The sequence below is a fragment of the Novosphingobium sp. BL-52-GroH genome, from assembly GCF_044813085.1.
GTDB lineage: Bacteria > Pseudomonadota > Alphaproteobacteria > Sphingomonadales > Sphingomonadaceae > Novosphingobium.
In genome coordinates this window covers 810,001-829,469 of sequence record NZ_CP171149.1, presented here as the reverse complement: position 1 = coordinate 829,469, position 19,469 = coordinate 810,001, and the positions used below count along the sequence as shown (strand labels likewise).

At 64.8% G+C, this 19,469-nt stretch carries 13 protein-coding genes (1 of these 13 running past the window's edge); 2 read left to right on the top strand and 11 right to left on the bottom strand.

From position 1 onward, the window contains the following. Window positions 1–48 precede the first annotated feature (48 nt). The 11 genes from ACFFDA_RS03640 to ACFFDA_RS03590 form a co-directional block, all read right to left on the bottom strand. A complete protein-coding gene (locus tag ACFFDA_RS03640; protein WP_404478225.1) occupies window positions 49–489 on the bottom strand; it encodes a DUF305 domain-containing protein in 441 nt (146 codons plus the stop codon). After that, the gene (locus ACFFDA_RS03635) at window positions 486–1,841 is read right to left on the bottom strand and encodes a hypothetical protein (RefSeq protein ID WP_404478224.1); all 1,356 of its coding nucleotides are present in this window, start codon (window positions 1,839–1,841) and stop codon (window positions 486–488) included. Before ACFFDA_RS03635 ends, ACFFDA_RS03640 begins: the two co-directional genes overlap by 4 nt. Continuing rightward, the gene (locus tag ACFFDA_RS03630; protein WP_404478223.1) at window positions 1,838–3,169 is read right to left on the bottom strand and encodes an ABC transporter permease; all 1,332 of its coding nucleotides are present in this window, start codon (window positions 3,167–3,169) and stop codon (window positions 1,838–1,840) included. Before ACFFDA_RS03630 ends, ACFFDA_RS03635 begins: the two co-directional genes overlap by 4 nt. A gap of 17 nt (window positions 3,170–3,186) precedes the next feature. After that, window positions 3,187–4,632: an ABC transporter permease gene (locus ACFFDA_RS03625; protein ID WP_404478222.1), complete on the bottom strand. Its 1,446-nt coding sequence runs from the start codon at window positions 4,630–4,632 to the stop codon at window positions 3,187–3,189. Window positions 4,633–4,662: 30 nt separating this feature from the next. Next, window positions 4,663–6,243 carry an ABC transporter permease gene (locus ACFFDA_RS03620; protein WP_404478221.1) on the bottom strand — a complete coding sequence of 527 codons (1,581 nt, stop codon included), beginning with the start codon at window positions 6,241–6,243 and terminating at the stop codon, window positions 4,663–4,665. 12 nt (window positions 6,244–6,255) lie between these two features. Continuing rightward, window positions 6,256–6,987, bottom strand: a complete 732-nt coding sequence (locus ACFFDA_RS03615) for an ABC transporter ATP-binding protein (protein ID WP_404478220.1) — start codon at window positions 6,985–6,987, stop codon at window positions 6,256–6,258. 38 nt (window positions 6,988–7,025) lie between these two features. Next, complete coding sequence (locus ACFFDA_RS03610; protein WP_404478219.1) at window positions 7,026–8,705, bottom strand: M20/M25/M40 family metallo-hydrolase; 1,680 nt, start codon at window positions 8,703–8,705, stop codon at window positions 7,026–7,028. Window positions 8,706–8,718: 13 nt separating this feature from the next. Next, window positions 8,719–9,996 carry a D-amino acid dehydrogenase gene (locus ACFFDA_RS03605; RefSeq protein WP_404478218.1) on the bottom strand — a complete coding sequence of 426 codons (1,278 nt, stop codon included), beginning with the start codon at window positions 9,994–9,996 and terminating at the stop codon, window positions 8,719–8,721. Window positions 9,997–10,106: 110 nt separating this feature from the next. Then, window positions 10,107–11,720, bottom strand: a complete 1,614-nt coding sequence (locus ACFFDA_RS03600) for an amidohydrolase (protein WP_404478217.1) — start codon at window positions 11,718–11,720, stop codon at window positions 10,107–10,109. Between the two features lie 8 nt (window positions 11,721–11,728). Further along, complete coding sequence (locus tag ACFFDA_RS03595; protein WP_404478216.1) at window positions 11,729–13,321, bottom strand: amidohydrolase; 1,593 nt, start codon at window positions 13,319–13,321, stop codon at window positions 11,729–11,731. A gap of 26 nt (window positions 13,322–13,347) precedes the next feature. Further along, entirely contained in the window at window positions 13,348–16,248 is a 2,901-nt protein-coding gene (locus ACFFDA_RS03590) for a TonB-dependent receptor plug domain-containing protein (protein WP_404478215.1), read from the bottom strand. 625 nt (window positions 16,249–16,873) lie between these two features. Here ACFFDA_RS03590 and ACFFDA_RS03585 point away from each other — a divergent pair. Both ACFFDA_RS03585 and ACFFDA_RS03580 read left to right on the top strand, forming a co-directional pair. After that, complete coding sequence (locus ACFFDA_RS03585) at window positions 16,874–19,330, top strand: zinc-dependent metalloprotease (protein WP_404478214.1); 2,457 nt, start codon at window positions 16,874–16,876, stop codon at window positions 19,328–19,330. Window positions 19,331–19,379: 49 nt separating this feature from the next. Next, window positions 19,380–19,469, top strand: partial view of an Lrp/AsnC family transcriptional regulator gene (locus ACFFDA_RS03580; RefSeq protein WP_404478213.1) — the start only. The gene runs 483 nt beyond the window's last position; 90 of the gene's 573 nt are visible here — the first part of the coding sequence; its start codon is at window positions 19,380–19,382; the stop codon falls past the right edge of the window.

Genomic DNA, 19,469 nt, shown 5'->3' with positions numbered 1-19,469 from the left:
GGCGCACCCACTTCGCCAGGCAGGATAGGGCGATGGGGCGCTCTTGCGTCACATGTTCATGTCGTGGTGATGGTGCATTCCCTGCTGCTCGGAGGGCGCTGGAGCCGGAGTAGCGGCCAGCATCTCGCGCATGTAGGAAATCTCGGCTTCCTGCGCGGCGATGATCTTGCGCGACAGTTCCTTAAGGCGGGGGTTGGCGCCATACCGAATCTGCGCGCGCGCCATGTCGACGGCGCCTTGATGATGGGGAATCATCATCACGAGGAAATCGCGGTCCGCATCGCCCGTCGGCGGAACATGCATGTCCTTCATCATCTTCGCCATGGCCGCATCGTTGTCCGACGTGAAGCTGCCGCCGGCAGGTTCAGCCTCGTGTGTCGGTTCGGTCCCCATGGTTCCGTCCTCGCTACGGGCAGGGGCGGCCAAGAGCATCAGGGCCGGGGGTGCTCCGAGCGCGATCAACGGTAACCTCGCCAGTATCCTGTTCATAATAGCTCCTTGCGGGTGATGTGGTGGACAGGGGCAGTCCGTCTTGCCTGCAGTGCTGCCAGCATGACGTCCGGTCGCTCGGCAAAACGGCGCAGCCCCGGCCACCCCGACCCGCAATCCAGGGCCAGACCGGCCTTCACCTCGTTGCGGGCAACCGTGTATCCGGTGGCGTAGGCACCGAAGCGGTCGGTATAGTCAAGCATCGCTTCCGGGCTGGACAGCAGGGCATCCTCGCGCAGCGCCAGCGACGCTTCATGGCGGCTGATCTTCTCGTCGCGATACCGCGCAAGGATCGGGAGTGCCGCGCCTGACAGGCGGCGTACCAGGCCCTCTATCCGCGCGTAGCGGGCGGCCTCCGCCGGATCGAAGCCAGCGGCCGGAAAAAGTACGTTACGCAGAAAGGCGATACGATCCTGCGGCGGGAAGGCGATGTCTACTCCAGCGTCGGCCGCGCCTTCACGGATCGCCGTCTCCGGTGATCGAAGCATGACGAGCCGGTCTTCGATGGCAGGCCCCGCCGGGCCCGCTGCCGCTTCCATCGCGACGAACTGGGCATGATGTCCCGGGTAGCCTTCATGGCAGGCGACATCGATCGCCTGTCCAGGCAGGGCCACGGCATCGGGATTGATCTGTATCGTGCTTCGCATCTTTCCGCGATAACGATGCCAGGCTGCGGGGACGGCCATGGTCCATTGAACGTCCACCGTCTCGTTTCCAGGCAACGGCCATTGCGCGAGGGTGCGCCTGCGGCATTCCGCCAAGGCCAGCGTAAACACCCGTTCCCGGCGCGCGGTAGGGACGATGAATCGCTTGAAGTAGCGTTCGGCCCGTTCGGCCGGCGGTCCCTCACCCGGCAGCACGCCGTCCAGTTCCGTGCGGACGCGGCGCCAGTCCGCTTTCCGCTCCGTCCTAGCCAGGTCGATGGCGTAGAGGCGCTGTGCTTCCTGGGCGAAGGGCATCGGCCGGCCGGTCGCGCGGACCAGGTCGACCGACGTGCGCAACCGCTCGAGGCGTGCGCGCAGCCTGGTTCGACGCCGCTCGTCCGCCCCCTCTCCCCGCTCCGCCAGATCGGCGGATAGCGTGCCGAGGGCCACGGCCAGTTCGTCCGCATCCTTCGGATCCGTGGTGGCCGGGAGGCTCAATCGCTGCGGCCCGAACCAGGCGTCGACCTCTCCCGGCCTGATCCGGTCGAAGGCGAGCGCCAGGCGTACGAAACGCTGCGCTTCGGCCTCGGTCCGGGCAGGTGCGGCTACGCGCGGGAGCGAGACCATGCCCATTGCGCCTGCCGCCAGCAGGGCCATGCCTGCCCGCAGCGGCCAGCGTTGCCTGAAAACCGGGACGCGCGTGCTCATTCCGACCGCAGCGCGTCGATCGGATCGAGCAGCGAGGCCCGCCGTGCCGGATAGATGCCGAAGACCAGCCCGACGATCAGGGAGATTCCGATCGCCGCTGCCATTGCCCCGAAGGAGACCACCGCCGGCCAACCCAGCGACCAGCCGATCAGCCGCGACGAAGCCAACCCCAGCAGCAACCCGATCAAGCCGCCGATCAAGCCGAGCATCACGGCTTCGATCAGGAACTGCATGGCGACGTCGCCGGGCCGTGCGCCGATCGCCATGCGCAGGCCGATCTCTCGCGTCCGCTCCGTCACCGATACCAGCATGATGTTCATGATGCCGATCCCGCCGACAATCAGCGACACACCCGCGATGCTGGCAAGCAGCGCCGTCATCGTGTCGCTGGCCCGGTCGAGGGTGGACGCCATCTCCTCGAGCGTGACCTGATCGAGCTTGGGCATGTTGGCGAGGGCAAAGGCTGCCGCCGGCGTGTACAGTCCCTTGGTGAGTGCCTGCGCCGCCTGGGTTTCCACCGTGAAGTCGTCGGGGTGGCCCATGGCGCCACCCTGCGCGCCCAGGTAGCTCGGGTTCGTACCGGCGTCCGCCAGTCCGTGCCGGCTGCGGATGAGCTTCTTGACGTCCTCGGCGATGCGGGTCGCCTCGCCCGCCTTGTTTGCGGCGATGACGATGCTGTCGACATGGTTGATGCCGAGATTGGCCTGGAGCGCCCGCCAGGGGACGAACAGCTCTGCGCCCTGATCCTCGGACTCGCCCTGGATCACGCCGGCGATGCGATAGGTGGCTCCGTTGAACTCCACCGTTTCCCCCACGGCCTTCGCACCTGTCCCGAACAGGCGGTCGGCGAGTACCCTGCCGATCACCGCCTGGTCTGCGTCCATCATCTCCCCTTCCGAAAAGGACCAGGAATAGGCCTTGGCGAAACCCGTATCAACACCCTGCACCCTGGCGAAAGCGCGGGTTTCGCCGTGGCTGATGGTCGTACGGGTGGAAAGGGCCACGCTTGTCGCGCGAATCCCGGAGACCTTTTCGGTGATCGCTTCGGCATCCGCTGGGACGAGCGTCCTGGCGGAACCCAGCCCTGCGGCGATCCCGACGCTTTCGCCGCCCCGAGTGTAGTTGCCGGCCTTGACGAAGATCAGCTTGGTGCCCGCCGACCCGACTTCATCCTCCACCGATCCACGCGCACCGGTGCCGAGCGCGACCATCGCCAACACGGCCGCGACGCCGATAATCATGCCCAGCATTGTCAGCAGGCTGCGCATCCGGTTGCGGTTGAGCGACTGGATCGCAAGTCGGATATTCATGGGCAGCAAGGCAAGCATCTTCATTCCCCTAGCGGCTATTCGGCCTTGAGAGCGACGACAGGGTCCAGCGCGGCGGCGCGGCGTGCGGGACCGTATCCGAACACGACGCCGGTGAGGGTCGCCATCGCCAGGGCCAGGCCGAGCATTCCCGGCGAGAGGCTGGCGGCCCAGTCGAACCCGAACCGCGCGACCGCCAGGCCCGCCGCGCCCAGCAGCAGACCGAGCAGTCCGCCGATGGTGGCGAGCAGCATGGCCTCGACCAGAAATTGCGTCGTCACGTCCCGCGCCCGCGCGCCAACGGCCATGCGCAGGCCGATCTCGCGCGTGCGCGCCGTGATCGACACCAACATGATGTTCATCACCCCGATACCGCCGACCAGCAGCGATACTGCGGCCGCTGCGGCGAGCAGGAGCGTGAAAGTGCGGTTCGCTTCGCGCAGGCTCTTGGCCATTTCCTCCCAGGCCGCCTGTTCGAAACCGACCACGTTGGAATGGACCGCGCGCGACAGGCGCGGGTCCGTTCCCATGCCGGGCATGGCGGCCACGCTCTGCGTTTCGATGCGGAAGTCGTCGAGCGTGTCCTCGGGTAGTCGATGAAGCTTGCGTAGCCCGTCCTTGATGGTCTGGGCGACTTTCGTGGTGACGCCGACCGAATTGCTGCGCACCATGATGCTGTCGTAATCCCGTCTCCCCAGAAGCGTTCCCGCCAGGCCCAGCGGGACGTAAATGGTCGGCACCACTACCATGGACTGCGCAGGCTGGCCGGAAATGATGCCGACGAGCTTCACGACGCGCCCGCCGATCGTCACGCTCTGCCCCAGGGGATCGGCAAGGCCCGGCCACAGCTTTGCGGCAATCGCAGGAGTCACGAGCATGACGGAGGCGCCATCGCGATGCTCGGTTTTGTCGATCAGTCGGCCCGATACGATCGTCCAGCCCATCATGTCCGGATGCGCCGGTTCGAACCCTTCGACCCGCACGCTCCGCCTGCCGCCGGCACTGCCTTCGTCGGTCGAGACATTGCCGCCGAGCGTCGCGGCGACGGCACGAACATCCGGTATTCGTGCTAGGAAATTGCGATGCGCATCGTCCAGCGAGGTCGGCGGCGTGCGCAGGTTGGTGCGGCGGGGGGCTGCCATGCGACGCCGCGCGGCGACTACTGCATCCGCCAACGCGGTGTCGCCCATATCCGCCTGGCTTAGCGGACTGACGTTCACCTGCCCTTCTGCCTGTTCGCCGCCGCCGGTGTCCTGCTCGCCGGTCATGTCCACCGCGGCAGGACGGAAATTGCCCGAACGCACGGTGATGCGCGTAGGCCCGGCGCTTTCGATCTGCTGTTCGACCCGCAGTTGCGCGCCGCGACCCAGTCCGGACACGATCACGACCATCGCTATCCCGACGCTCATCCCGAACAAGGTGAGCCAGGTCTGCAGGCGGTTCTGCATCAGGGTGCGCACTGCCGAAGCAAGGTTGACGTTCATGTTTCCATCATCCCTCTGGCGCTCGCAGCTTCATTCATGGCGAAGCGCATCGATAGGCAGCAGTCGAGCGGCACGCCGTGCCGGGTAGACTCCGAACACGATGCCCAGCATCACCGCCACGAGCACCGCTGCCACGGCGATCAGCGGCGACATCACTGCCGTCCATTGGAAGAAGTGCTGCAAGCCGTTTGCCGCCAGCGCTCCCATGACAATGCCGAGCAGGCCACCCGCCATGCAAAGGAACATCGCCTCGAGCAGAAACTGGAAGGCGATATCCCGTTGCCGAGCGCCGAGCGCCATTCGCAGCCCGATCTCCCGGGTCCGCTGCGTGACCGACAGCAGCAACAGGTTCATGACGCCGATGCCTCCGACCAGCAGCGATACCCCGGCCACGCTCGCCAACAGGATGAGCATGGTACGGTTCGCCCGGGTGAGGGAGGCGGAAAGCTGTTCCACTGTGACCTGGTCCATGCTGCGGATATTGCCCGAGACCACGTGCGCAACTTCCGGTGGCAGGCCCTTGCCCAGCAATTGCTCCGCCTGGGTGCGAACGGCGAAGTCGTCCGCCGCATGCTCGGGAATGTGATGGCGGCCGCGCAGCAGCTTGCCGACCTCCCCGGCGATGCGGCCGGTATCTCCCACCGATTTCGTGGTGATGGCGATCGTGTTCAGCTTCGCGACGTTGAGGAGCCGCGCGATCGTGGTAACCGGAACATAGACTGCATCGAACTGGTCGTCGCCCGCCGCAGGCGGGGTCGCCCAGGATTGGCTGTCGATCACGCCGATGACCTTGAAAGGCTGGTTCCACAGGATCGTGGTGCGGCCTACAGGATCGGTGTCGGCCCCGAACAGGCTGTCGGCGGCGATCCGCCCCAGCACCATCACTTGCGCCCTGTCTTCCACTTCCGCAGGGGACAGGAAACGCCCCTGGCGCAACACCCATCCGGATCGGATTTTCGGCAGATCCGCTTCGGTTCCATGCAGGCGGCTGAACCATTGCCGGCCATGGGCGGAATCGGCGAAGATGCGCGCATTCTCGTGCACGCCGGACACCACGTATTCGATGCCCGCTATCTGCTGTCCGATGGCTTTTGCATCCTCCCGGGTCAGCGTTGCGGCCGCCCCCAGTCCCGCTTCCGCATCGCCCAGTCGCTCGGCGGCGGTCGGATGGTCGTGGTGCGCCATGGGGTCGCTCTCGTCGTGAACCCGGAAGAAGCGGCCGGGCGACACTTCGTCGGATTGCTGCGACAAATGCCAGAAATCGACAGGACCGCCTCCTTCGACCCGCAAGGTCGCCGAGATCAGCCGCGGCCTGTCCGGTTGCCAGGGGGGCGAGCGAGGAAACGGGTCGGCCGCGCCATGCGCCTCCCCGCCATCCATGCGCAGTTCCCGTTTCACGTTGTAGTTCCCCGAAGTGACGAGGATCATGTTGACGCCTGCCGCCCGCAGTTGCGCATTGAGCGCATCCTGCGCACCTTGTCCCAGCGCCAGGCCCGTGACGAGCGCGCCAACCCCTATCATCACGCCGAGCATGGCCAGCCCGCCCTGCAGCGGATGGCGTGCCAGGGCGCGCGAGGTGATGTGGAGATAGTGGGGCAAGGGAAAGCTCATGACCTCCCGCCCTCAAGCCATCGCCACTCGCGCCTCGGCATCATCGGTCCGGGCATCATTGCCCCGGTCGCTGGTGATGATGCCGTCGCGCATGGCGATGATACGCGAACTGTAGGCCGCGATGTCCGGCTCGTGCGTGATGAGGACGATGGTGATCGCGTTCTTTTCGCGCAAGTCCTGCAGGATGCGCATGACCTCGACACTGGTTTTCGTGTCGAGGTTTCCCGTCGGCTCGTCAGCCAGGATTAATGACGGCTCGTTGACCAGGGCCCGGGCGATCGCCACGCGTTGCTGCTGCCCGCCGGAAAGCTGATTGGGATGATGATCGAACCGATCCGCCAGCCCCACGGCCGCCAGCGCCTTCATCGCCCGTTCCCGTCGTTGGGCTGCAGGCACCACCGGCCGGGCATAGAGCAATGGCACCTCGACGTTCTCGACGGCGGTGGTGCGTGGAAGAAGATTGAAGCCCTGGAAGACAAAGCCAATCTGCTTGTTGCGGATGGCGGCCAGTTCACCGTGGGGCAGGGTGGAAACGTCCCTGCCGTCCAGCAGATAACGCCCCTCGGTGGGCTGATCGAGGCAGCCCAGTATATGCATCAGGGTCGACTTTCCCGATCCCGACGACCCGGTAATCGCCACGAACTCTCCCGCCGCGATGTCCAATGAAACGCCTGCCAAGGCCTGCACGATATTGTCGCCGGGCTTGTAGGTCTTCTTGAGATCGCGAAGGGAGATCAGAGGCATGTTTCAATCCTTTCGGTACTATCGTCGAAGGCGGTATCTTACTTGGGCTTCGCTGGTCGCGATCCGGGGATCGGCCCGTTCTTTCCGGCGAAATTGTAAAGCACCATCGCGACCGATTTTTCCGCGCCGGCCATACCGTAGACCTTGCCCGCGCCTTCGATCACATAATATTCGTTCGCCGCATGGGCATTGCCGCCGAGACCCGCCATGCCGCCCGCGATCGGTATGTTCATGGTATCGCCCGAGAAGAGATAGGCGGGCCAATAGCCACCCATGATGCTTTCTTCGGGGTTGATCGGGGCATGCGGGATGCCAAACGCATCATAGGCGGCCATCAGCGCCCGGCCGATCTCCGTGTCGGTGCTGCGCTTCGCCCAGGGCACGTCACCCACCACGTTGATCTCGACGTCCGAGAACCCGTGCTTGTCGAGGTGACGGCGCAGTTTCTTCACGATGTCCATGCCGTTCATGTTCGGAATGTAGCGGAAGTTGTGCTTCGACGTGATCTTGTTGGGCAGAATCGCCCCGGAGCCGCCGGGAAACATATTGCCGCCCCAGATGCCGTCGATATTGATCGACGTGCCATATCCCGACATCTTGAGGACTTCATAAGGATCATCGGAAATGAAGCGCTCGACGCCGAGATTTTCCGAAGCCTTCTTGAGGTCGTAGCCTTTGGCCGCGCCCTTGAGCACCGCCTCGTTGCGCTTGGAAAGGGGCTCCATGTTGTCGTAGAAGCCATCGATCATCACCCGATTGCCGGTCTCGTCGGTCAGCGTCGAGAGCATCTTGATGTGCCGCCAGGCAGGGGCATCGACCGAACGCTTGAAGCCGCCGTGAATGTCGGAATAATTGGGGCCGCGTCCCCATTTCTTGCCGCTGGTGGTCAGCTCGACGAAGACGCAACCTTCCGAACCGGACAGCACGAAGGCGCCCCCTGCGGGCGACTGCCCTCCGAAAGTGTACATCGCATCCCCGTCCTTCACCAGTTCGGGATGCTCGCGGATGAATTTGCGATAACCGATCGACATGCGTTCCTCGTCGCCCTCGGCGACGAAGATGAGGTTCACGGGAAGCTTGCCCGTCACCGCCTTGATCGACATCAGCGCATTCCACATGGCCATCTGCGGGCCCTTGGAATTGACCGCGCCGCGCCCGATCAGGACCTTCTTGTAGGGAGCCTGCTCGACCAGTCGTCCTTCGAACGGCGGCGCCTTCCACAGGTCCGGTTGGGTGACCGGCATGGTGTCGTACATCCAGTAGACGACGAGGGTCTTTTCCGCGCCTTCATCGCAGTGTGCATAGACCACCGGATTGCCCTGTTGGCCGAATTCGGTCTTTCCGACATCGTAGACCTGGGTTTTCTGGCAACCGAGCTGGTCGAAGAAGCCTTTCACCATTTCTGCGGATTCGGGAATGCCTTCACCCGTGTTGGAAATGCTGGGCTGCTGGATCCATTTCTGGAGATTGTAGACGTGGCTGTCGATATTTTCGTCGATATAGGAAAATATCTTCTTCAGGTCCGGCGACTTGGCAGCGCTCATGTCGATCTTGGCTTCGGTATCGCCCGCGGGACGAATACCGAGCTTGGGGCCCTGCGGCACGGCGCTCTTCTTGTCGTTCGCGGCTTCCGGCGGCTTGTCGCAACTTACCAGCGCAAGGGCGCTCCCCGCCAGCAATGCAGTGGCTACCAGTTTGCGCATCGGGCTCATGACCATCACTGACTCCTGCTTATGAATTTCTGAACGATTCCGTATCGAGATACCCGGCGGCGATTTCCGCGGTGATCGCCGAAAGGGTCCAGCCGAGGTGGCCGTGTCCGGTGTTGTAGAAGACGCGGGGGTGCCGGCCGGGACCGACGACGGGCATCATCGTAGGCGTCATCGGGCGCAGGCCTGCCCAGGGCACGACCTGCCGGGTCGACATGCCGGGGAAGTGGCGTTCGCTCCACGCGACCAGCGGTTGCACGCGGTCGGCGCGGATGTCGCGGTTGATGCCGTTGAACTCGGCCGTGCCGGCGACGCGGAAGCGGTCGTCGCCGAGGCGGCTGGTGACGATCTTGGCATCCTCGTCGAGCAGGCTGACGCGCGGCGCGGCGGCCTGGCTGGCCTCGTCGCCCAGCATCACGGTGATCGAGTAGCCCTTGACGGGATAGATGTTGACGCGGTCGCCCAGCATGGCCGCCAGCGCGCGGCTTGCAACTCCCGCGCAGACCATCACCGCATCGCCCTCCAGTATTTCCTCGTCCTGCAGGCGGCGGGCATCGGACCCATCGGCCCGTCCTTCCCCAAGGCTGTCCGCCGCCTGCAGTCGCACCGACACGCCGTCGGGGCGAAGCGCGATGTTGCTCACCTCGCTGCCCAGCACGAAACGCGCGCCCTTTCGGGTGCAGGCTTCGGCCAGGCCGGACGTGAACTTGTGGATGTCCCCGGTCGAATCCGAAGGGGTGAAGAAGCCGCCGCAAAATTCCCCGGAAAGCGATGGCTCGATCCTGGCGATCTCGGCCGGCGAGACTTCGTGGCGATCGAGGCCACCTTCGACCAGCAACGGGTTGCTGCGCCGGGCCTGGGCGAAAGTCTCGGGGTTGCGGTAGAAGTGCAGGATGCCGCAGCGCGAGACGTCGAAGTCGATCGCCTCGCGTTCGGCGATCTCGAATAGGTGGTGGCGCGCGGCGATGGCGAGGCGGGTGGTCTCGACGGTGTTGGCGCGGTGTTTGCCGATGGCGGCGACGAATTCGGCCAGCCAGGAATACTTGTGCAACGACGGACGCATGTTGAACAGCAGCGGCGCGTCGGCGCGGAATATCCAGCGCATGCCCTTGAGGATCGTCGCCATCGAGTTCCACACTTCGGCATTGCTGGCCGAAAGCTGGCCGCCATTGGCGAACGAGGTCTCCATCGCCGGGTAGCGGTGGCGCTCGACGATGGTGACGTCGTGGCCGCGCGACAGCAAGGCGTAGGCGGAGGTGACGCCGGTGATGCCGGCGCCGATGATGATGATCCGGGCCATCGAGTTTGGTTCCTGTTGGTCCCCTCGTCGCATGAGGGGACGGGATGCGAAGGAAAAGCCGGCCGGGGCAGTCTCGTCGGGTGGGGGCCCCGGCCGGTCGGCACGGGAGCCTAGCTCCCTGCGCCCGAGGTTTCGCGACCCGAAGCCTCGTAGTCTACGCCGAGCTGCTGCAGGTAGGTGTCGTACTTGTCCGGCTGGTAATACTGCTTCGCCATCGCCGGCCTGATCTGTTCCATCGTCCTTTCGTTGCGGTCGATGGCGGGCATGTCGGTCGGCGCGATCAGCGGATCGTAAGTCTGTTCTTTCTGCTGGACGTCCCGGAACCAGGCCTTGGCGTCGGTCACGAGCTGGGGCGTGGTGGCGATATCGAGGATGGTCATGGCGACGGCCTTGGCGCCGGCCAGTGTGCCCTTGTGCGCGATGGGCGTCGCCATAGCCATGGCGGCGGTGGAGTGGTGGAAGATCACGTTGGGGATGTTGGCGGGATAGCCGATGGTGACGGTGGGCACCGTCCACATGACGTCGCCGATGTCGTCCGAGCCGCCGAAGCTGGCGTCGCCGCGCAGTTCGGGCGTGGAGAGCGGAGCGACCTTGTCGGGCAGGGGCTCCACCTTGAGGTGGTTCCTGGTCTGCACCGCCTTGGCGAAGGCCTGGTCGGCCGGAGTCCACTGCGGCACGCCGACTGCCTCGATATTGGCGTAGAGCGCTTCGGCCAGCGGCTTGTTGCCGTAGTTGGGCGCGGCGAACCCCAGCACCTTGCGGGTGACGGTGGTTCCGGTTGCCAGCGCGGCGGCGTCCGCCACGGTGTTGCCGGTCTGGTAGAGATCGCGCAGCGAGGCGAAGTCCTTCTGGCGGAAGTAGTACCAACTGCTCGCCTTGTCGGGCACGACGTTCGGCTGGCCGCCGCCGTTAGTGATGACGTTGTGCGAGCGCTGGGCGAGTGGCAGGTGCTCGCGCCTGAAGTTCCACATGACGTCCATCAGCTCCACGCCGTCGAGCGCGCTGCGGCCCTCCCAGGGCATAGCGGCCGAATGAGCCGTCTTGCCCTTGAACGAGTATTCCACCGAGATCATGCCGGTCAGGCCCAGGTCGCCCCAGCCGGTGCCGAACCCGGTGTTCACGTGCGCGAAAATCGATGCGTCGACGTCCTTGAACACGCCCGCGCGTACGTAGTACGCCTTGGTTGCCAGCAGTTCCTCGGCGACGCCCGGCCAAAGCATCAGGCGGCCCTGGATGCCGTGTTTGGTCATCACCTGCTTGGCGGCGATTGCCGCGGCGACCATCAACGGCATGCCCGAGTTGTGCCCTTCGCCATGTCCGGAACCGCCTTCGGTCAGCGCCTTGACGTCGGCGACGCCGGGCACCTGCGAGACGCCGACAAGCCCGTCGATGTCGCTGCCCAGCGCGATCTTGGGTCCGCCGTTGCCCCAAGACGCAGTAAAGGCGGTGGGCACGCCGGCAATGCCGCGCTCGATCTTGAAGCCGTTCTTTTCGAGGATGGAGATGAGGTAATTGCTGGTTTTCGTCTCCTGGAAGCCAGGCTCGCCGAAGCTGAAGATCTCGTCGACCATGACCTGAATCTGCTTGCGCTGGGCTTCGACCCCGGCAAGGACTTCCTGCTTGAGCGCGGGATCGGCGGCGGCGAAAGCCGGGGCCGGAACGACGCTGGCCAGCAGCGGCGCGAAAGTAGAGGCGAGGAAGCGCATCCTGGGTTTTGCGATCATCGGGGAACTCACTTCGCAGGACCTTCAAGCATCGGGTACTTGACGCCCAGCTGGTCGAGATAGGTGGGGTACTTTGCGGGGTTATAGTAGTATTTCTCCATCTGCGGGCGATAGAGTTGCATGTTCCGTTCGTTGAGCCAGATCGCCGGCACGTCCTTGTCGGTCAGGACCGGGGCATAGGTGTCGGTCTTTAGCTGGACGTCGGTAAAATAGGCCTTGGCATCGGCGATGAGCTTGGGCGTGGTTACGAGGTCGAGCACGGTCATCGCCACGGCCTTGGCGCCCGCCTCCACGCCTTTGTGCGCGATCGGCGTGGCCATCGCGATCGCCGAGGTCGAATTGTGGCCGATCATGTTGGGGATGTTCGAGGGGAAGCGGATAGTGATGGTAGGCACCGCCCACATGATGTCGCCGATGTCGTCCGAGCCGCCACCCATCGATGTCTTGCGGTTCTCCGGAGTGGAGAGTTCAGAGACTTCGCTCTTGAGGGGTTCGATCTTGCGTTCGTTGTAGGTCTGTGCGGCCTTGGCGAAGGCCTGGTCGTCGGCGCTCCACTTGGGCATGCCGACGGCCTTGATGTTGGCATAGGCCGCTTCGGCCAGCGGTTTGTTGCCGAAGTTTGGTGCGGCGTAGCCGAGGGTCTGCTGGCTAACGGTGGTGCCGGTGGCGAGCGCGGCGGCCTTGGCGATGTCGTTGCCGGTCTCGTAGAGCTTGCGGATGTCGGCGAAGGTCCGCTCGCGGAAGAAGTACCAGATGCTGGCCTTGTCCGGCACGACGTTGGGCTGGCCACCGCCATTGGTGATAATCATGTGCGAGCGCTGGGTCAGCGGCAGATGCTCGCGCCGGAAGTTCCAGGCGACGTCCATCAGTTCAACCGCATCGAGCGCGCTGCGCCCTTCCCAGGGCATCCCGGCCGAATGCGCGGTCTTGCCCTTGAAGGAATATTCGACCGAGACCATGCCGTTCCCGCCCATCTCGCCGTAGCCGGTCGAGAAATCGGAACTGACGTGGGTAAAGATCGAGGCATCGACATCCTTGAACAGGCCCGCGCGCACGTAATAGGCCTTGGTCGCAAGGAGTTCTTCGGCCACGCCCGGCCACAGCATCAGCCGGCCTTCGAGCCCGTGCTTGAGCATCACCTTCTTGGTCGCGATCGCCGCCGCGACCATCAGCGGCATGCCCGAGTTATGGCCTTCGCCATGCCCCGGCGCCCCCTCGACGATCGGCTTGAGGTAAGGCACGCCGGGCATTTGCGACACGCCCAGCACATCGTCGATGTCGCTGCCCAACGCGATCTTGGGGCCGCCCTTGCCCCAGGTCGCAGTGAAGGCGGTGGGGATGCCGGCCACGCCCTTGGTCACGGTGAAGCCATTCTTGGCAAGGATGCCGGTCAGGTATTCGGAGGTCTTGATTTCCTGGAAGCCGGGCTCGGCGTAGCTGAAGATCTGGTCGACCATGACCTGGATCTGCTTGCGCTGGGCCTCGACCTCGGTTGCGACCTCGTCCTTGAGCGCTTGCGGCGCCTCGGCATGGGCCGGGGCGGCCACGATCGCGCTCGAACCCAGGGCCGTGGCGATCGCGACGCGGATGAAGGTTCTCATCGTGCGGATATCCCTTTTCTGCATGCTCAGAATTCGACTTTGGCCGAAACGCGGAAGGTACGGCCGACGACGTCGTAGAGGTTGCGGTAGGTCTGGGCATAGGCAGGTACGTTGTTACCGTCGGGCCCGTTGCCGATCAGGACAGGGTCCTTGTTCAGCAGGTTGGTGACGACGAAGGTCAGGTGTCCGGTACCGCCCATCGAGGGGAACTTGAAGTCCACCGAGGCGTCGAAGTAAGTGACTCCGTTGATGTCGTTGTCGTTGATCGTGCGGTACTGCGGCGTGCTGGTTGGGCAGTTGCTGGTGCATTCGATCCAGTCGTTGCCGTAGACGCCGTCGGTGAAGCCGCGCGCCACGAGGTTGAAGGTGACGGGGTCGACCTCGTAGAACGCGCTCAGGCGATAGACCCAGTTGGGCGACGCATACGTGCCGCCTGCGAGGACGCCGGCATAGTCGACCGGGTAGCTGATGCCGTCGTCTAGGACGTTCTCGATGTAGTGCGTGGCCTGCCCGTGCAGGCGCAGGGTGCCGGGTCCGACGGGCAGGGAATAGCTCGCCTCGATGTCGAAGCCGCGGGTCTTCTGGGTGGCGAAGTTGATGGGCGACAGGTCGATCGTGCTGAGCGCACCATCGACGAAGTGGATGTTGGGGCAATAGGCGGTGACGCCCTGATCGTAACACAGGTCGACCGTCTGCTGAGCGGTGATCGAGCCGATCGCGTCCTTGATCTTGATCTCGTAGTAGTCGAACGAAGCGCTGAAGCCAGGCAGGAAGGAAGGGGTGAAGACGCCGCCCACGGTCCAGGCGTCCGCGACTTCGGGCTTGAGGTTGCGGTTGCCGAAAGCGTTCTGAACGAACTGCTGCGAGCCGGTGACGGGTGCATCGGCGCCGGTCGGGATGATGACCGAGTTCGTGCGCGCAGTGCCGGCCGCGAACAACTCGTCCAGGTTGGGCGCGCGGATGTCGTGGCTGATGTTACCGCGCAGGCGGAAGTCGTCGATCACCTGATAGCCCGCGCCCAGTTTCCAAGTGCCGACCCAGCCCGAAGTCGAGTAATGCGTGCCGCGTGCGGCGGCATTCACATTCATACCATCGATGATCGGGATATCGACTTCCAGGAAGCCCTCGTAGACGTCGTACTTGCCCTTGTTGACGCGGAAGTTGCCGTAGAGCCAGCCGGAGTTGTGGATCGGGTCCACTTCGCCGTTGATCTGCTCGCGGCGCCACTCCACGCCGGTGGCGAAGGCGATGTCGCCGGCCGGGAGCGCGAAGGCGCTGCCCGAAATGGTGGCGGCGGCGACGTCCTGCTTGATGGTCTGGTGACGGATCGGCTGGTAGCCGTCGTAATAGATGTAGTCGAGCGCCTCCTGCGAGGGGCCGTCGGTGCCGAGGCGATCGATCGGCACGCAGCCGTTGGTCGGGTCAGTGAGGGTGGAGCGGCACACGATGCTGCCATCCGCGGCGTAGACCGCGTCCTGGGCCAGCGCCATGCGGGCATTGTTCCAGGTGTTGACCAGTTCCTCGCGCGTCTTGGTTACGCCCTTCTGGTAGTAGACGTCCCAGTTCATCGGCTTGCTGAACAGGTCGAGGCTGCCCTTGGCGCCCAGTACGCCGCGATAGACCTGACGCTTGATGTTGCTGCCCGGAATCGGGAAACCGGCGTTCGAGGTACCCACTGTGATGGTGGACAGGCCCTGCGCCGCCATCGCCGCCGCAACGGCGGGATACTGGCTTAGCAGATAGGCGTTGTCCGAGCGGATCGTAACGCCCGTGCTCGGCGTCTGCTGGTACGAGCTGGCGCTTTGGGAACGGTTGTAGGAGAACTGGCCGAAGACCTCAATATCGGGCGTGATCTCGAAGCCGATGCGCTGGAACACGCTCAGGCGCTCGTCCTCTGGCACCAGGGTATTGGTGCCGACGTGGCCGGCAAGGGTGGTCTGCCAGTCTCCGCCGACCATCCACGGACTGGAGACGGTGCCGTAATTGAGTTGCCCGGTCTGGCCTTCGCCAAGGAAATAGGTCCCCTTCAGCGGACCGCTGGTGATGAGGCCGCCTGCCGTATAGCCCGAGGGACCGACGCCGCTGCCGACCAGACGCTGGGGCTGGCCGTTGGTGGCGGTGTAGGCAGGGTTGTTGATCTGGAAGTAGCCGCTGTTGTTCCAGTCGCGATTGATCCCTTCCACGCGGTCCTGGTGGAACCAGGAAACGTTCGTCAGCAGGTGCAGGCGGTCGTCGAGCAGCGAAAAGCCGGCGGTGGCCGACAGCCGGTAGTTGAAGGCGTCGCCATAATCCGAAATGCCGGTGTCGGCGGCAAGCTTCACGCCCTTGTACCCGGTGTCGAGGATGAAGTTGACGACGCCGCCTACCGCGTCCGATCCGTAGGCAGCCGAGGCGCCCCCGGTGACGACCTCGACCCGCTTTACCAGGTCCTGCGGGATCGTGTTGATGTCCACCGTGCCTGACACGCTCGAGGCAACCGAACGCTGGCCGTCGACGAGGACCAGCGTTCGGCCGACGCCCAGGCCACGAAGGCCGATCGAGTTGATGCCTGCCGTTGCACCCGACAGTCCGCCCGAATTGGTGCCCGATGTACCGCTGCCGGCGATGGCTGGAAGCTGGTTGACGAAATCGGATATGTTGGCCGGCGCCTGCGCGGCGATGTCGGCCTCGCCCAGCACGGCGACGGGAGTGGGCGCGCTGTAGCCATCGCGAACGATGCGCGAGCCGGTCACGACGATGTCGCCGGTCGGCGTTTCCGCGACTTCGTCCGCAGGAGTGGGCGCGCTCTGCGCCATGGCCGGCGCGATCGAAAGGAGCGGTGCGGCCGAAGCCAGCAACAGCGTGCGTGCTGCGATCCTGCTCAAGCTGTCTCGTGCGGTCGAATTGCGACCATTGTCCGTGGCGCTTTTGTCTGCGGCGCTGTACATAGCGATAACTCCCTCCGGCCTGAACCATGTCTGCCGCAGGCATCCGTCCCATGAGAATGGAAGGTACGTGCCCGATCGCTCCGGCAGACTGCCGGTAGGCGGATTCTCGTCCGCTGCCTTGCGATCGTATCGTCCCCGCCTCGCGGCAATCGCGAGGGCCCATCCGCCGGGAGGGCTCGTTGGTGCCGTTGGCCCTCCGATGCTCTTCCCGAACTCCGGTGATCTTAGCTGGAAGCGGGCGGGCGATCTCATGAAAGATGGCACGATTGCAGCAAGGCGGTGAAAGATTCCGTCTCGAAAAGGCGATGTCGCGCAGAAATGGTGCACGACATCTCGCCGCTACGCATTTTCCAGTCACGGAAAGGTGATGTGATTCGGGAATGCAGTGCAACATCCCGATCTCCGGTTAGAAGCTTTCGAGAGCAATGCGACAGATGGATCGAAATCCTGCGTCATCTGTGCATTTCACGCAGGATTTTATCGCGGGAAGGGGTTGACGATACGATAAGTTCGGGGATGCTGCACTGCGATATCTGTTAGTCTCGCCAGGCCTTCAGGTACTGCCCGGCGCACCACCGCATCGGCGCAGTTCAGCAACAGGGAAACTCGTCCGATGTTGAATGCCATGCGTAACAAACATTTGGGCAGGCACCTGCTTGTCGCGGTATCTGCGCTGGCATTGGTTCCGGGCGGGGGAGCGCTTGCCGCGCCGGTCCGGGTCGCCGCTTCGCCCGATGGAGCGCTCTTGCCGGTGGAAGCCGATGCCCAGAAGGGCCAGGTCCTGCTGGTCCTGCCCGCGCCGGATGCGGACGGCGTTGCGGGGCGTTACCTCTTCACACAGGCGATCAAGACCGGGCTGGGCTCTGCCGGCATCCGCATCGATCGGGGCATGCAGGGCGATACCAAGGTCCTCGCCTTCCGGCGCCTGGGCGGCAAGGTCGCCGTGGTGTTCGAGAACCCGCGCTACCGGGCGACCGGGGACGTGGGCGTAGCCAAGGGCGCGCGCGCCAGCTTTCCGTTCAGCACCGTGGCCATGCTGGAGATCGTGGGCGAGGCCGCCGATGCCGGCCCGGTCAAGGTCGACCTTACCCCGCTGCTCCTGACCGATGTCATGGACCTTACCGGTGCCCTGGGCGCCGGAGCCAAGGGATACAAGCTGTCGGCCAAGCTGAGCGCGGTCGATACCGGGTCGATCAGGGTCTTCCCTCGCAACATCGAACTGGAAACGGTGCAGACCTTCGCCGCCGACACCGCAGGCCGCGAACTTGAAACCCTGGCGCCCGATGGCCGCGCGGTCAGCTTCACGGTCCATTCCTCGCTGGTGGCGCTTCCCGAGCCCGGTTTCGTGCCGCGCAAGTTCGACATCCGTTCCGGCACCCATGCCACCCAGGTCTACGACTTCGGCACGCCGCTCGGCACGCCGATGCTGGTGGAATACGCCAATCGCTTCCGGCTCGAGAAGACCGATCCTGCCGCAGCGCGCTCGCCGGTGAAGAAGCCTATAGTCTTCTACATAGACAGCGCCGCGCCGGAGCCGATCCGTTCGGCGCTGGCGGACGGGGTGCGCTGGTGGGCCGATGCCTTCGATGCGGCTGGGTTCGTCGATGCGTTCAAGGTGGAGATCCTGCCCCCCGGCGTCGATCCGCAGGACGTACGCTACAACATGGTCAACTGGACCGACCGACAGAACCGTAGCTGGTCCTACGGCGGCGGCGTGATCGATCCGCGCACCGGGGAGATCATCAAGGGCAACGTGGTCCTCGGCGCGCTGCGTGTGCGCCAGGACATCACGATCTTCGAAGGGCTGGTCGGTACCGGGCAGAACGGCAGCGGCGGCCGGAACGATCCGGTGCGCGCGGCGCTGGCGCGCATCAGCCAGCTCGGCGCGCACGAAGTGGGGCACTCGATCGGCTTCGTGCACAACTTCAAGGCCAGCCTGCAGGACCGCGCCTCGGTGATGGATTACCCGGGCCCCAAGATCGGCATCGCCGACGGCGCCCTCGATCTGGGCGATGCCTACGCGTCCGGGATCGGCAAGTGGGACAAGTTTACCATCGACTGGCTCTACGGCCAGCCCGCCCCCGGCGTCGACCCGGATGCCGCTGCCGCCGCCAAGGCCGAAGCGGTACAGAAGGCGGGCCTGATCTATGGCACCGACATCGACGGCCGCGCGGCCGATCTCGCGGTTCCCGGCGTCAATATGTGGACGGAGGGACAGGACACGCCCGCGGACCTGGCCCATACCCTGGAAGTGCGCCGGATCGCTCTGCGGAATTTCGGCCCGCGCGTCCTCCTGGCGGGAGAGCCGCTTGCCAACCTGCGGCGCAAGTTCGTGCCGATCTGGCTGTTCCATCGCTATTCGATCGACGCCACCGGCAAGCTGGTCGGCGGCGTCCGCTACGAATATGCCGTAGCCGGGCAGGCAGGGGCTGCGCCTAGCCCGGTCCCGGCGCGGGAACAGCTTGCCGCGATCGACGCAATGGTGGCGACGCTGTCGACGGGTGAACTGACGGTGCCGGCCGACCTCGCGATGATGCTTTCCAGCGGCACGAGCGCCCGCACCGATGCCGAGGCCGCACCGGAAGTGCTGCTGGGTGCCGGTTCTGCCGTCTTCGATCCGCTGGTGGCGGCGCAAGTCGCAGCCCAGGTCACGCTCGACAGCCTTCTTGCGCCTGCCCGCCTGACGCGCCTGCACATCCAGCACGGCTACGATCCCGCTCAGCCCGGCGTCATCACCCTGCTCGACAAGCTGCAGCCGACCATCGCGGCGCACGACCAGGCCATCGCCCGGCGCGTCGCGCAGACGACGCTGCTGGCGATCGCTTCGGCTGCGCGCGATCCGGCCACCCCCGCCGATGTCGCGGCGATACTCGACGGCTTCCTCAAGGGCGTCGCAAGCAGCTTCGCAAAGGCCCGGGCCAATTCCGAAGATGGTCTCTGGCAGGTGTCGATGGCGAGCACGCTCGCCGATCCCGAGCGTCTGGAGGCGGAAATCGACAAGCAGCGCCGCCCCAGACCAGACATCCCGGCCGGCATGCCGATAGGCGATACCGGATGGTTCGACGACGTCCTGTCGGATTGATTGATCCTTTCGCCCTCTTTCGTTTGAAAATGCGGAGACTTTCGGCACTATGGTCGTGAAAACCAAAAAGGGGGCGCAAAGCAACATGGACATGCCGTCCGGCAGACTGAACTGGCTGGACCCGACGCGAAGTCGTCCG

Excerpts from the sequence above, each read along its gene's own strand:
- ACFFDA_RS03640 (WP_404478225.1), bottom strand. The coding sequence starts at position 489 with ATGAACAGGATACTGGCGAGGTTACCGTTGATCGCGCTCGGAGCACCC.
- ACFFDA_RS03635 (WP_404478224.1), bottom strand. The coding sequence starts at position 1,841 with ATGAGCACGCGCGTCCCGGTTTTCAGGCAACGCTGGCCGCTGCGGGCA.
- ACFFDA_RS03630 (WP_404478223.1), bottom strand. The coding sequence starts at position 3,169 with ATGCTTGCCTTGCTGCCCATGAATATCCGACTTGCGATCCAGTCGCTC.
- ACFFDA_RS03625 (WP_404478222.1), bottom strand. The coding sequence starts at position 4,632 with ATGAACGTCAACCTTGCTTCGGCAGTGCGCACCCTGATGCAGAACCGC.
- ACFFDA_RS03620 (WP_404478221.1), bottom strand. The coding sequence starts at position 6,243 with ATGAGCTTTCCCTTGCCCCACTATCTCCACATCACCTCGCGCGCCCTG.
- ACFFDA_RS03615 (WP_404478220.1), bottom strand. The coding sequence starts at position 6,987 with ATGCCTCTGATCTCCCTTCGCGATCTCAAGAAGACCTACAAGCCCGGC.
- ACFFDA_RS03610 (WP_404478219.1), bottom strand. The coding sequence starts at position 8,705 with ATGGTCATGAGCCCGATGCGCAAACTGGTAGCCACTGCATTGCTGGCG.
- ACFFDA_RS03605 (WP_404478218.1), bottom strand. The coding sequence starts at position 9,996 with ATGGCCCGGATCATCATCATCGGCGCCGGCATCACCGGCGTCACCTCC.
- ACFFDA_RS03600 (WP_404478217.1), bottom strand. The coding sequence starts at position 11,720 with ATGATCGCAAAACCCAGGATGCGCTTCCTCGCCTCTACTTTCGCGCCG.
- ACFFDA_RS03595 (WP_404478216.1), bottom strand. The coding sequence starts at position 13,321 with ATGAGAACCTTCATCCGCGTCGCGATCGCCACGGCCCTGGGTTCGAGC.
- ACFFDA_RS03590 (WP_404478215.1), bottom strand. The coding sequence starts at position 16,248 with ATGTACAGCGCCGCAGACAAAAGCGCCACGGACAATGGTCGCAATTCG.
- ACFFDA_RS03585 (WP_404478214.1), top strand. The coding sequence starts at position 16,874 with ATGCGTAACAAACATTTGGGCAGGCACCTGCTTGTCGCGGTATCTGCG.